Genomic DNA, 12,494 nt, shown 5'->3' with positions numbered 1-12,494 from the left:
TCTTAATCGACCTTAATCAATTCTGAATGCAAAAATATGGTTTATCAAGCTGGAACTAGCATAATTCCGGTGATATAACCTCTTTTGCATGCAAATTGGATCTTACGGGATGCTTCATGAGGAAGTCGTAGGCCGCGTCCGCGCCATGTTGCTCGATGGCGAGATCCCGCCGGGCGCGCGGATTCCCGAGCGCGACCTCTGTGAAAAGCTGCAGATCTCGCGCACACCGCTGCGCGAAGCCCTCAAGGTGCTCGCCGCCGAGGGCCTGGTTCAATTGCTGCCGAACCGCGGCTCGCGCGCGGCCACGTTGACCGACAAGGACATGCGCGACCTGTTCGAGGTGTGCCAGGGGCTGGAAGCCCTGGCTGGCGAGCTCGCCTGTGAGCGCATCACGGATGCCGATATCGCCGAGGTCGCCGCCGTCCACGCCACGATGGTGCGGCACTACGGCGATCGCGACCTTCTTCAATACTACCGCTGCAACCGCACCATCCACGAGGCGATCATCGCCGCGGCCGGCAACCCGGTGCTGTCAGGCCTATATGAATCCGTCACGGCCCGCATTCGGCGTGCGCGCTACGTCACGCCGATGACACCGCGCCGCTGGGCGCTGGCGGTGCAGGAGCACGAAGCGATCCTCAATGCACTGCAACGCCGCGACGGCGTGGGGTTGTCGCATATCCTGCGCGCGCATCTGCGCCACAAGCGCGAGGAGGTCTTGCAGGCTGGCTTCGCGGAGACCGAGCCGCAAGATCAGGCTCGCGCATCATAGCAGCGTCTAGCCTGACGCTGATTCTCATCCGAAGCGCCCGTCCATCTCTACCCGCATTCGGCCGTCGCTACGCCCACGCCGAGACGACCCCGGGGTTTTGCGGAGCGGTTTTCCCAAAACGATAACCACCCGTTCACCATGACGGCGAATCCCGCCGTGCGATCGACCAAATAATTCAACCCTCAAGTTCCCTTATACCTTTGATGCCTAGTCATACCTCCGGGGATGGCCGCCATCTGCCGTGTAGTTGGGACGTCCCTGCGTAAGAGTAGCAAAGCGTATGAACATCGCACGTGTCGTCGTTCTGACCATCGCATTGAGTGCCGGCGGTGTTGCCGCCTATCTCGCCCGTGGCACGGAAGAAACATCTCGACCAGTAGCCGAACCTGTCGCACCGTTGCCGACGGTGGAAATTCTGGTCGCGAAGTCCGACATCGGGCTCGGCCAGCAGGTCAAGCCCGAGGACCTGCAATGGCAGGCCTGGCCTGCCGCGGCCGCCGGCAGCAATCTGATCAACCGAGCCAGCAAGGCCGAAGCCATCAAGGAAATCGCAGGCTCGATCGCGCGCAGCCCATTCTTCGCGGGCGAGCCGATCCGCGAGCAGAAGTTGGTCAAAGCCAACGGCTCCGGCTTCATGGCCGCCATCCTGCCGACCGGCATGCGGGCGATCTCGACCGAGATCTCGCCGGAAACCGGTGCCGGCGGCTTCATCCTGCCCAACGACCGTGTCGACGTCATCCTCTCCAAGCGTGAAAAGAATCCGGACAGCAAGGGACCCGACGTCGCCCAATCGGAAATCATTCTCTCCAACATCCGCGTGCTGGCGATCGATCAGGCGCCAAAGGAAAAAGAGGGCAGCAACTCCCTCGTCGGCCGCACCGCCACACTCGAACTGAAGCCCGAGCAGGCCGAGACTCTGGCGCGCGCGCGCCAGAGCGGCACGCTGTCGCTCGCGCTGCGCAGTATCACCGATGTCAACGCGGCCGAAGGCCGTTCCGAGGCTCAAAAACGAAACGAGAGCGTCAACGTGGTTCGCTACGGAGTCGCCAATCAAACGACGGCACAGAAGTGACCGAAAGGACGCCCGATATGAAGTTTGGGGAAAATCAGTCAGCGATGCGAACCGTGGCGGTGCGCACCCTGTTATTGTCGGCTGTCGCCGCGCTGACGCTCGGGCCGCTGCTGCCCGTGGTCGCAGCCGAGTCTGAGAAGGATCCGGTCACGACGTCCGCAATCGGCCCGGTCAAGATGCGCTTCCTCTCGCTCGGCATCGGCAAGTCGGTGGTCGTCGACCTGCCACGCGACGTAAAAGACGTGCTGGTGGCCGATCCGAAGATCGCCAATGCCGTCATTCGCTCCCCGCAACGCGCCTACATCATCGGCGGCGCCGTCGGCCAGACCAACGTGGTGTTTTTCGACGGCGATGGCCAGCAGATCGCGTCCTACGACATCGCAATTAAACGCGATCTCAACGGCGTGCGCGCCGCGCTGCGGCAGTCGTTGCCGGGGATTCAGATCGAGGGCGTCGGCGACAGCGTACTGCTGACTGGCTCGGTATCGAGCCCGGTCGAAGCCCAACAGGCCGGCGAGATCGCTGCACGGCTGGTCGGCGGATCCGAGAAGGTCGTCAACTCGATCGTCGTTCGCGGCCGCGACCAGGTGATGTTGAAGGTCACTGTCGCGGAAGTGCGGCGCGATATCATCAAACAGATGGGCATCGATCTCAGCGCCAGCATGAATGTTGGCAACACGTCGGTGCTCTTCAACAATAACAATCCCTTCACGGCAAACAACCAGCCCCTCGTCCCTGGCAATAGCCTTATCGGGCAATTTGGCTCGGCGCCGTCGGTCAGGGCGACGCTTCGCGCGATGGAATCCGCCGGTGTCGTGCGGACGCTCGCCGAACCCAATCTCACAGCGATCTCCGGCGAATCCGCAACGTTTATCTCAGGCGGCGAATTTCCCATTCCGACCGGCGTGACCTGCCAAACGACCACGGGCGGCACCATCGGACAATGCGTCCAGACCGTCAGCTTCAAGAAATTCGGCATCTCGCTCAACTTCACGCCGGTAGTCCTGAGTGAGGGGCGGATCAGCCTGCGGGTGATGACGGAAGTGTCGGAAGTCTCGACGGAAAACTCCCTGACGGGCGGTGCCGGTGGAACGACCATTCCCTCGATCAAGACCCGGCGTGCAGAGACCACGCTGGAAGTACCGTCCGGCGGCTCGGTGGCGATGGCCGGCCTGATCCAGGAGCAGACCAAGCAGGCCATCAACGGCCTGCCCGGGCTTGATCAATTGCCGGTTCTGGGCGCGCTGTTCCGCAGCCAGGACTTCGTCAACAACCAGACCGAACTGATGGTTCTCGTGACGCCGTATGTTGTGCGCGCGGTCGCGCAGAAAGAGCTGTCGCGGCCCGATGACGGCTTCGCGCCGGCTGCCGATTCCCAGTCCACGCTGCTCGGACGCATCAACCGCATCTACGGCCTCGCCGCCCGCGTCGATCCGGTCGCCGGCGTCCAGGGCAACTTTGGCTTCATCATTGATTGAGTTTCAGAACTGTTCACCGCGTGGGGACGAGGACAGAACGATGATAACCAGAACACCGCTCCATCGCGTCAAGGCCGGGGGGCTGCTCGGCGCCCTTCTCGGCCTTTCGGCGACACTCGGCGCTTGCACGTGGCAGTCCACGGAAATCGTGACAACCGCAAGCGTATCTGACGATTACCGCCACCGTCATCCGATTGCCGTAACCGAAGCCGACCACTCGATCGTCGTGTTCGTCGGCCGAGGCCGCGGCGGCCTCTCGGGGCCGCAGCGCGCCGACGTCATGGGCCTGGCGCAGGCCTGGATGCGCGAAGGCACCGGCGCAATCATCGCCGATGTCCCGATCGACACGGCGAACGCGCGCGCGGCCGCGTCGTCGTATCAGGAAATCCGATCGGTGCTGTTGGCGGGCGGCGTGCCCTCGCGCGCCATCACGCGGCGTCACTACCACCCCGACGATATCAGGACCTTGCCGACGATCAGGCTGAGCTATCCGAAGATCAAGGCGGTGGCCGGTCCGTGCGGGCTCTGGCCGCAAGACCTCGGGCCGAACATCGACAATGTCGCCTATAACGAAAACCGCTCCTACCACAATTTCGGCTGCGCCACCCAGCGCAACCTCGCGGCGATGGTCGACAATCCGGCGGACCTCGAGCAACCGCGTCCAGAGACCGCCGCCTACACGCCGCGGCGCGATATCGCCTTTGACAAATATCGCAAGGGTGCATCGACCGCGACCACCTATCCCGAAGCCGAGAAGGCCAAACTCAGCGATACAGGCAAATGATCAGCCGCGTCTTTCAAAACTCCGACGAGCAACTGGACGACACGCCGGCGCAGCCCGAGGAATACATCTCGCCGGCGCCGCGCGTATCGGTACAGGCCTTTTGCGCCAGTGTGGCGATCGCAACCGCGGTGCGCGCGGCGAGCGAAGACCGCCGTCTCGGCAAGGCGCACCTCTCAGTTCACATGGGCGGCATTGCCGCCGCCATCGAGGCTTACCACACGGCGCCGACGCCGAACGTGATCTTGCTGGAGACCGAACCCGGCAGCGATATCCTCGAAGGGCTCGATGAACTCGCGACCGTCTGCGACGCGGGAACGCGCGTCGTCGTGATCGGCAGCGCCAGCGATGTCACGCCCTATCGCGAACTGGTGCGGCGCGGCGTCAGCGACTACGTTACCGGACCGATCGAACCCATCGATGTCGTGCGCGCAATATGCGGCCTGTACGCGGCCTCCGAGGCCGTGGCCGTCGGCCGCATCGTCGCCGTCGTCGGCGCCAAGGGCGGCGTCGGTGCATCCACCGTCGCGCATAACGTGGCCTGGACGATTGCGCGCGATCTCGCGCTCGATTCCGTCGTGATCGATCTCGACCTTGCCTTCGGCACCGCCGGCCTCGATTACAATCAGGATCCGGTTCAGGGCATTGCCAATGCCGTCTTCCAGCAGGAACGGCCGGACTCCGCCTTCATGGAGCGTCTGCTGGCGAAATGCACCGACCGCCTCAACCTGTTGGCGGCGCCGGCGACCTTGGACCAGGTCTACGATTTCGGCGCCGACGCGTTCGATGCGATCTTCGATACGATGCGCATGACGACCCCCTGCATCGTGCTCGACGTTCCCCACCAATGGTCGGCATGGACCAAGCGCACGCTGGTCGGCGCAGACGACATTCTGATCGTCGCCGAGCCTGACCTCGCCAATATGCGCAACACCAAGAACATGCTGAACGTGCTGAAGGCGGCGCGGCCCAATGACCGCCCGCCGCTCTATTGCCTGAACCAGGTTGGCATGCACAAGCGTCCGGAGATATCCACGCGCGAATTCGCCAAGGCAATCGAGAGCCAGCCGATTGCGGCCATTCCGTTCGATTCGAAGATGTTCGGCACCGCCGCCAACAACGGCCAGATGATCGCGCAGATCGCCGCCAAGCATCGCACCACCCAGATGTTCCTGCAGATCGCGCAGCGCATGACGGGTCATGCCGTGACCAAGCGGTCGCGGATTTCGTTCCTGGCACCGATCATCAAGAAGCTGCAGGGCGCGACGGCCCGCAGGGCGTGAGCGAAGGATGACGGCGCAGCGGCGTCGGACGGCGGCGCTGATCGCGTTTTCGGGCGAAAGCCTGCCCCGGACTTGATCCGGGAGCCTGCCCCGGACTTGATCCGGGGTGAATTCAGGCTCTGCTGGCTCTGAATCGATCAGAACCGAAAAGGCTCCAGCCTAGTCGAGGCGTCGGGCCGCGGCGATCGGCATCTTGTCGGCCTCGGCCCGCGCGTTCTCCTTGTCCTTTCGCGCCAGCATCCGCTTCAATTGCGCGACGTTGGCTGCCGCCTCGGCGGGCGGCAGATCGGCCTTCACGATCTTTTCTGCCTCGGCAAAATGCCCCTGCAGGCCGACCGCCAGTGCAAGATTGGCGCGCACCCGCGGATCGGTCCCGGCCAGGCTGTGGGCGCGGCGCAGCGTCTCCTCGGCCCTGGGCAGATCCTTCGAAAGCACGTAGGACAGTCCGAGATTGGACAGCACCGACGGATGGTCGGGCACGATTTTCAGCGCGCTCGCATAGTATTGCCGCGCCTCCTCGTATCGGCCGAGTTGATCCAGTGTTGCTCCCTGCGCCGACAGCAGCCGCCAATCGGGATCGTCGGGGCTGTGGGCGCGGCCGAGCACGTCGAAGGCCTGCTGGAAATTGCCGTTATCCGCCAGCGCGCGGCCATAGGTTGCGAGCAGCGGCTTATTGCCCGGATGGGCGATGGAGGCCTGTTCGAGCACCGCAACCGCCTGCGACCGCTGCCCTGTCGCGCGAAGCGCTTTACCGTATTTCAGGGCCGCGTCGGCATCCTTCGGATTGGCGCGATAGCGTTCCTGGTAAAGCTGGATATCGCGGCGCGGATCGGCGGCGTGGTCGGTGTCGGCCTTCTCGCCGATCGAACCGGTAATGTCTGACAGTCCCGAGGTCTGGCAGCCGCCAATCCCCAACGCCAGGATCAGGGTCGATGCGCACGCAAGGAGCCGCGTGACGCGGAGCGGATGAGGCAACTTCTGGAACATGTAGCGGGACTCACGGCGGCGACTGTCCAGAAGTGTTCACAGCTTAACCCTAAGTTCCGGTTAAGCTGGCCCGCTTTTGCGGTAATTGGCGACCTTTGCGGGCGCCTCGCGCCGTGCATGCGCTTGCCGGCCCGTTCCGGGCCGACCGCACCAGCGGGGCGACCGAGCGGCCTAGTCGAGGAATTGCGCGCCGAGTTCGCAACCGATCCGCCAAGCCAGCTTGCACTGACGCGGCCTTCCCTCCGAAAAGATCACCGTGAATTCGGGAGGAATTTCGGGATATTCGGCGATGATCTTCACGCCGCCATCCGACATGTCTGTAATCATGCAGTCGCGTGGCAATCCGCCGGTCGCAAACTGTATTTTCGCAAAGTTTCTGCACGCACGTCGTTCGCTTCTGCGGCGATTCGCTAACATGTCTACCCTGGCCTTGCTGGAGTGATTCACCCGAAGGTGCCCTCAGCTTTACCGAAGAATTGTTGGAATTGACCTAGCGCGACGGCTCGCAATGTAACTGATACGTTTGAATTCCGTTTACCGAATCCGGAGCCGAAAACCTTCGAACACCGGCAAGCCACGATCGAGCAGCGCCCGTGCCCGGCAATTTTCGGCAAATTAAAGGGTTGATCGCCCCTCGTCAGGCGATAGCCTGACCCCTCGACTCGATTTGGCGGAAACTGACGCGCATGGGAAGCCTGGTCCTTCTCGACCTGATGGGCGGCGTAGCATTGCTGCTGTGGGGCTTGCACATGGTCCACAGCGGAATCCTGCGCGCGTTCGGGCCGAACTTGCGTCTGTTATTGGCAAAGGCCCTGAGCAACCGCTTCTCCGCCCTCGCCGCCGGCCTCGGCTTGACCGCGCTGCTCCAGAGCAGCACCGCGACGGCGCTGATCACGAGTTCGTTTACGTCGGACGGGCTCGTCAGCCTGGTGCCTGCGCTCGCCATCATGCTCGGTGCCAACGTCGGCACCACGCTGATCGTGCAGATCCTGTCGTTCAACATCGCCGCCGTCGCGCCGGTGCTGTTCATCATTGGTCTGGTCGCCTTCCGCACCGGGCCGCGCTCGCGCATCAAGGACATCGGCCGCGTCTTTATCGGGCTCGGCCTGATGCTGCTGGCGCTGCACATCCTGCTCAACACGCTGGCGCCGGCGGAGAACGCGCCGGGCGTACGCGTATTCATGAACGCCATCACCGGCGATCCCGTGCTCTGCATCCTGTTCGCTGCGATCGTGACCTGGCTCGTGCATTCCTCTGTTGCCAGCGTGCTGCTGGTGATGTCGCTGGCCTATGCGCATTTCATCACCCCCTTTGCGGCGCTGGCGCTCGTACTCGGCGCCAATCTCGGCAGCGCCATCAATCCGATCGTCGAGGGCGCGCGCCGCGACAATCCCGCCAGCTATCGCCTTCCGCTCGGCAATCTCGTCAACCGGCTTGTCGGCGTGCTGCTGGTGGCGCCGTTCCTGCAGCCGATCGCGGAGCTTCTGATCGCGTGGCAACCGGATGTAGCCAAGGCAACCGCCCTGTTCCACATCGCCTTCAACGTTGCGACCGCAGCTCTCTTCATTGGCCTGCTCGACGGCATGGCGCGGCTGTTGAAGAGGTTGCTGCCCGAGCGCGTCAAGGAAGCCGACCCGACAGGTCCGCGCTATCTCGACGAGAGCGCACTCGAGACCCCTTCCCTCGCGCTGGCGGATGCCGCCCGCGAAACCCTGCATATGGGCGATCACGTCGAGATCATGCTGCGCAAGTTGATGGCGGCGATGATGACCAACGACCGCGCGCTGGTCGACGAGGTCTCGCGGATGGACAACATCGTCGACAGCCTCGACGAGGCGATCAAGCTCTATGTCACGAAGCTCACCCGCGGCAGTCTCGACGAGCGCGAGGGACACCGGGCGATGGAGATCGTCTCCTTCGCCATCAACCTCGAACATATCGGCGACATCATCGACAAGAATTTGAGCGAACTGGCCACCAAGAAGATCAAGCGCCGCTTCCAGTTCTCGGCCGAGGGCGCGGAGGAGCTTTCCGCCTTCCACAAGCGCACGATGGATTCTCTGCGGATCGCGTTCGGGGTCTTCATGTCGGGTGACCTCAACGAAGCGCGAAAACTGCTGGCCGAAAAGGCCGCGCTGCGCAATGCCGAGCTCGCCGCCACCGAGCGGCACCTCGACCGCTTGCGTGAAGGCCGGCCCGAAACCATCGAGACCACGTCGCTTCATCTCGACGTGTTGCGCGACCTCCGGCGCATCCACTCGCACATCTGCTCGGTCGCCTACCCCGTGCTCGATGCCGCCGGCGAACTCGCCGCCCATCGCAGCGCAGAAAGCGAATTGCTCGCGCTGCCCACGGCGGCACCGAGCCGCTGACGGTCAGCGATCGAGCGTCTTCGAGGCGGTGGCACGGTTCTTCACGATCAGCATGATGTTTCTGATATAGATGATCGTGGCCAACGACTGGCCGATGATGATCACGGGCTCGCGCTTGGCGATGCCGTAGATCAGCGTCATCATGCCGCCTCCCATCGAGAAGAACCAGAACGCCATCGGCACCACGCTCTGTCCGGCCCGCTCGCTCGATATCCACTGCACCAGGAACCGCGCGGTGAACAGCAATTGCGCGATCAGCCCGAACGCCAGCCAGAAATCGAACTTGGCGACGAACACGTCGTAGAGATAGTCGCCGAGCGCCTGGCCAAATTGAATCAGCATCAGCGAACCTCGATCGCAACGGGCGTCGACTTCTTGCGCCGGATCAGCCACCACACGCCGGCAAGATCCATGATCCCGATCCATAACCGGTCAAAGAAGCCGTAATTGGACACGCCGGATTGGCGCGGGCGGTCGATCACGTCGACGTAAGCGATGTCGAAACCTTCGCGGCGCACCAGCGCCGGCAGGAACCGATGCAGCCCGTCGAAATAGGGCATCGAGAGGAACACTTCGCGCGGGAACGCCTTCAGCCCGCAACCGGTGTCGCGGGTACCGTCGCGCAGGATCGCGTTGCGAACGCCGTTGGCGATCCGCGACTGCAGTTTCTTGAAGCCGGTGTCCTTGCGCCCGACGCGTTGGCCTGCCGCAAGACCGACGCGGCCGTCGCCTTTTTCGACGGCCGCAATCAGGTCCGGCAGGAACGCCGGATTGTTTTGCCCATCGCCATCGAGCGTCGCTACGATGGCGCCGCGCGCAGCCCGCACGCCGCTGCGCACTGCGGCCGATTGCCCGGACGAGGCGGCGTGCTTCAGTTGCCGAAGCTGCGGATACTGTTTCATCATCGCCGCCAGCCGCTCGGCGGTCGCATCCGTCGAACCGTCGTTGACATAGATGATCTCGTAGGCCCAGCGGCTGCCGAGCGCGCTGACCATTTCCGCAATCAGCGGCGCGACGTTGTCCGCCTCGTTGCGCACCGGTACAACGATTGAAACGGCGACCGCATCTCTGTCGGCAGGTGTCAAATCGGCACTCGTCTGGTTGGTTTGGAAGGACCCGGAACCGGGCGTATCGGGCCGTCTGGCGGCGTCCGCTTTTATGGGGCGAAAGCGTCCCGGGCAACCCTTTTGAGGCGCCCGGACGAGGGCCCGGCAAGGGACACGATGCTGCCGTCGCGCTGGATCACAAATCCGAGCCGGCGGGCCGCAAACCAGTATCGCACGAACATCGCTCCGACGATGCCGACCAGGGCCCCGGCAACCACGTCACTCGGATGGTGGGCGACCAGCACCAGACGGGTCGCCGCAATGACGAGGGCGTAGACGGCCATCGCAAAGCGAGCCTTCGGCCAGATGACCGACACGGCGAACGCGAGCGCAAAGGCGGTCGTGGCGTGGCCGGAAGGAAAGCTGAAATAAGCGGGATTGCCTGCGAAGTGCGAGAAGTGGAAAGCATTGGCCTCGCCGCCGACAAATGGCCGACCGCGACCGATGCTGTACTTCAGCACCTCGGTAACCAGACTGGACACGGCGACGGCGCAAAAGATGAACTGCAGCCGTGTTCCGAGACCGAGCAGCAATGAGCGGCGGATGCCATGCAGGGCCGGTGCGGTGATCGCGACCGCGATCAACAATCCTCCCAGCCCCGCCAACACATATTCGTCCTTGCCGAAATCGGTGAGAATGCGGACCCACCACAGCGAGGGCGTGCCGCGCTTTGGCATCTGGGCGATTTCCCACGCGTCGATCGCATACATCAGCACCACGATCGCTGCGCCGAGACCGGCCGAGATCCACAAGACGTGACGCGCCGCGCGGCGAGCGGCCTCGGCTCGCCGCGAATGCGACGGCGACCGCACGAGCTGCGCCAATGACAGCCACGTCAGCGTGGAGAAACGCGCTAGATAGTTTTTGGAATCGTCAACAGAAGGGCTCGCAGCCATCTTACTCCGTGCCTTCCGAGCGGAAGATGGCGATCGAGATCGCCTTGCCCTGCGAGATGTTATAGCCCTCGATCCGCGTCGCCACGTTGTAGCGCAGCCCGATCGCTTCGGCGCGCTGGACGAAGGCGCGTTCGGTGCGCGATTCCACCAGCGCGAAGCGGCAACTGCCCTGCCCGAGGAAATCGGCCGCGCCGGATCCGTCGGTGAGCAGCGTGCCGGTACCGGTCATGAAGACGAGGCTCGGCTCGTGGAAGCCCGCGGCGGCCGCCTTCGGCCCGACGCAGACCACGTTGCGAAGCGCGCGCGCGATCTCGGCGCTTGGAAACATGGCAGTCAGCGACGGCATGACAATGCCGTAGATTCCGACCGCCAGAAACATCGCCGCGACCACGGCATTCAGCAGCGAGCGCTCGGCGCGGCTGTCCTCGAACATCCACCACGCGATCAGGCCGAAAATCATCGCCGCCGCCAGGAAGGGCCAGGCCGGAAATGCCGGGTAATGCGTCAGCTTGATGGCGCCGATGACGGCGATCACGGATGCCCCGGCCGGAATGACAAACCACCAGGCTGCACCGCGCATCAGCCAGGAGCGCGACAGCACGCGGCGCTCCAGCGCGCCGGCGGTGAGGATCGCAACCGCCGGGTAGAGCGGCAGCACGTAATGCGGCAGCTTGGTCAGCACCAGTTCGAACACGATCCATGACGGAACCAGCCACGCCAGAAGATATTGCGCGCCGGGCTCGCGCCGCGCGCGCCATACCGCCGGCGCCGCCATTCCCGCCAGCGCCGCGCCCGGCCAGAACGTGACCCAGAACAGCACCAGATAGAGGCCGGGCGGCGCGCCATGGGACTCCTGAGCGCCGAGCTTGCTCAGCATGTCGCCGCCGAGCGAATTGGAGAAGAATGCCTCGCCCGCGCGCCAGAAGATCGCAACGAACCAGGGTAGTACCAGCACCAGCGTCCACATCAGCCCCCAAACCGGGCGCAGCCGCCAAAGCCATGCCGCCGAGCGGTCGAGGATCGCGAGCGCCAGGATGGTCAGCCCGACGAACATCAGGATCAGCGGTCCCTTGAGCAGGATGCCGCCGGCCAGCGCCGTCCAGAAGATCGCCGGCGGGGCCCAGGGCGGACGCGCCGGATCCTCGCCACGCTGCCAGGACAGATACACCCGCGCCATTGCCCCCATCGCGGCGACAACGGTCAACAGCAGCATCGCATCGGTTTTGGCTAGCCTCGCTTCGGCGCCGAGCAGGACGGAACTGCACATCATCAGTGCTGCCAGCGCGGCCCCGCGCCGCGTAACAAAGGCGAGCGCCGCCCAGTAGGTCAGGAGAACCGCGCCGATGGCCCCGATCAGGGAGGGAATCCGGTAAAGCCAGATGCGCAACTGCGCGCGCGGCAGACCGAGCGACGAGGCGGTTTCGACCACGGCGGCCTGCAGCCAGTAGATTCCGACCGGCTTCTTGTAGCGGACGTCGTCCTGGAAGCGGATGTCGACGAAATCGCCGCTTTCGACCATCTGCTTGGTCGCCTGCGCAAAGCGCGCCTCATCGCGGTCGATTGCCGGAATGTTGAAGAATCCGGGCAGGAAAAGCACGATGCTGCAGAGCACCAGAAACACGATGCCGCGAAAATGACTCGCCGTGGCGAAGTCGAACACAACGGCCAACCTGCGGCCGGAATGCGCAGGTTTTACAGGCTGTTGGCCCGCTCCAAAGCGTGGGGGGTGCAAGGTTTCCACCATGCT

General features: G+C 63.9%; 12 protein-coding genes. 6 read left to right on the top strand and 6 right to left on the bottom strand.

The window, feature by feature from the left end; genetic code table 11:
* Positions 1 to 145 precede the first annotated feature (145 nt).
* From V1290_RS00460 to V1290_RS00440, 5 genes are all read left to right on the top strand, one after another.
* Positions 146 to 772: a GntR family transcriptional regulator gene (locus V1290_RS00460; RefSeq protein WP_334362466.1), complete on the top strand. Its 627-nt coding sequence runs from the start codon at positions 146 to 148 to the stop codon at positions 770 to 772.
* A gap of 280 nt (positions 773 to 1,052) precedes the next feature.
* Entirely contained in the window at positions 1,053 to 1,844 is a 792-nt protein-coding gene (gene cpaB / locus V1290_RS00455; RefSeq protein WP_334362465.1) for a Flp pilus assembly protein CpaB, read from the top strand.
* A 17-nt stretch (positions 1,845 to 1,861) separates the two neighbouring features.
* Positions 1,862 to 3,322 (top strand): type II and III secretion system protein family protein, encoded by a 1,461-nt coding sequence (locus V1290_RS00450; protein ID WP_334362464.1) that lies wholly within the window; start codon positions 1,862 to 1,864, stop codon positions 3,320 to 3,322.
* Between the two features lie 43 nt (positions 3,323 to 3,365).
* A complete protein-coding gene (locus tag V1290_RS00445; protein ID WP_442895041.1) occupies positions 3,366 to 4,106 on the top strand; it encodes a CpaD family pilus assembly protein in 741 nt (246 codons plus the stop codon).
* Positions 4,103 to 5,386 carry an AAA family ATPase gene (locus V1290_RS00440; protein WP_334362462.1) on the top strand — a complete coding sequence of 428 codons (1,284 nt, stop codon included), beginning with the start codon at positions 4,103 to 4,105 and terminating at the stop codon, positions 5,384 to 5,386. Before V1290_RS00445 ends, V1290_RS00440 begins: the two co-directional genes overlap by 4 nt.
* A 159-nt stretch (positions 5,387 to 5,545) precedes the next feature.
* On the opposite strand, the gene V1290_RS00435 is transcribed toward V1290_RS00440, so the two are convergent.
* Both V1290_RS00435 and V1290_RS00430 read right to left on the bottom strand, forming a co-directional pair.
* Positions 5,546 to 6,373, bottom strand: a complete 828-nt coding sequence (locus V1290_RS00435; protein WP_334362461.1) for a tetratricopeptide repeat protein — start codon at positions 6,371 to 6,373, stop codon at positions 5,546 to 5,548.
* A gap of 171 nt (positions 6,374 to 6,544) precedes the next feature.
* Positions 6,545 to 6,790 (bottom strand): PilZ domain-containing protein, encoded by a 246-nt coding sequence (locus tag V1290_RS00430; protein WP_028346170.1) that lies wholly within the window; start codon positions 6,788 to 6,790, stop codon positions 6,545 to 6,547.
* 269 nt (positions 6,791 to 7,059) lie between these two features.
* Here V1290_RS00430 and V1290_RS00425 point away from each other — a divergent pair, with 269 nt between their 5' ends.
* Entirely contained in the window at positions 7,060 to 8,745 is a 1,686-nt protein-coding gene (locus V1290_RS00425; RefSeq protein WP_334362460.1) for a Na/Pi cotransporter family protein, read from the top strand.
* A gap of 3 nt (positions 8,746 to 8,748) precedes the next feature.
* Here the strand turns inward: V1290_RS00425 and V1290_RS00420 are convergent, their stop codons facing one another.
* The 4 genes from V1290_RS00420 to V1290_RS00405 form a co-directional block, all read right to left on the bottom strand.
* Positions 8,749 to 9,087, bottom strand: coding sequence for a lipid-A-disaccharide synthase N-terminal domain-containing protein (locus tag V1290_RS00420; protein WP_334362459.1), 339 nt, complete (start codon positions 9,085 to 9,087; stop codon positions 8,749 to 8,751).
* The gene (locus tag V1290_RS00415) at positions 9,087 to 9,830 is read right to left on the bottom strand and encodes a glycosyltransferase family 2 protein (protein WP_334362458.1); all 744 of its coding nucleotides are present in this window, start codon (positions 9,828 to 9,830) and stop codon (positions 9,087 to 9,089) included. Before V1290_RS00415 ends, V1290_RS00420 begins: the two co-directional genes overlap by 1 nt.
* Before the next feature lie 71 nt (positions 9,831 to 9,901).
* A complete protein-coding gene (locus V1290_RS00410; protein WP_334362457.1) occupies positions 9,902 to 10,747 on the bottom strand; it encodes a phosphatase PAP2 family protein in 846 nt (281 codons plus the stop codon).
* Between the two features lies 1 nt (position 10,748).
* Positions 10,749 to 12,491: an ArnT family glycosyltransferase gene (locus V1290_RS00405; protein ID WP_334362456.1), complete on the bottom strand. Its 1,743-nt coding sequence runs from the start codon at positions 12,489 to 12,491 to the stop codon at positions 10,749 to 10,751.
* Between the last annotated feature and the right edge of the window lie 3 nt (positions 12,492 to 12,494).

Origin of the sequence: Bradyrhizobium sp. AZCC 1578 (assembly GCF_036924675.1) — a bacterium.
Lineage (GTDB): Bacteria > Pseudomonadota > Alphaproteobacteria > Rhizobiales > Xanthobacteraceae > Bradyrhizobium.
The sequence above is the reverse complement of the archived record's forward strand: the minus strand, read 5'-3'. Positions and strand labels throughout refer to the sequence as shown.

What these genes read in the sequence shown, in the direction of transcription:
- V1290_RS00405 (WP_334362456.1), bottom strand. Translation starts at nt 12,491, where the DNA reads ATGGTGGAAACCTTGCACCCCCCACGCTTTGGAGCGGGCCAACAGCCT.
- cpaB (WP_334362465.1), top strand. Translation starts at nt 1,053, where the DNA reads ATGAACATCGCACGTGTCGTCGTTCTGACCATCGCATTGAGTGCCGGC.
- V1290_RS00430 (WP_028346170.1), bottom strand. Translation starts at nt 6,790, where the DNA reads ATGTTAGCGAATCGCCGCAGAAGCGAACGACGTGCGTGCAGAAACTTT.
- V1290_RS00460 (WP_334362466.1), top strand. Translation starts at nt 146, where the DNA reads ATGTTGCTCGATGGCGAGATCCCGCCGGGCGCGCGGATTCCCGAGCGC.
- V1290_RS00420 (WP_334362459.1), bottom strand. Translation starts at nt 9,087, where the DNA reads ATGCTGATTCAATTTGGCCAGGCGCTCGGCGACTATCTCTACGACGTG.
- V1290_RS00440 (WP_334362462.1), top strand. Translation starts at nt 4,103, where the DNA reads ATGATCAGCCGCGTCTTTCAAAACTCCGACGAGCAACTGGACGACACG.
- V1290_RS00425 (WP_334362460.1), top strand. Translation starts at nt 7,060, where the DNA reads ATGGGAAGCCTGGTCCTTCTCGACCTGATGGGCGGCGTAGCATTGCTG.
- V1290_RS00435 (WP_334362461.1), bottom strand. Translation starts at nt 6,373, where the DNA reads ATGTTCCAGAAGTTGCCTCATCCGCTCCGCGTCACGCGGCTCCTTGCG.
- V1290_RS00450 (WP_334362464.1), top strand. Translation starts at nt 1,862, where the DNA reads ATGAAGTTTGGGGAAAATCAGTCAGCGATGCGAACCGTGGCGGTGCGC.
- V1290_RS00410 (WP_334362457.1), bottom strand. Translation starts at nt 10,747, where the DNA reads ATGGCTGCGAGCCCTTCTGTTGACGATTCCAAAAACTATCTAGCGCGT.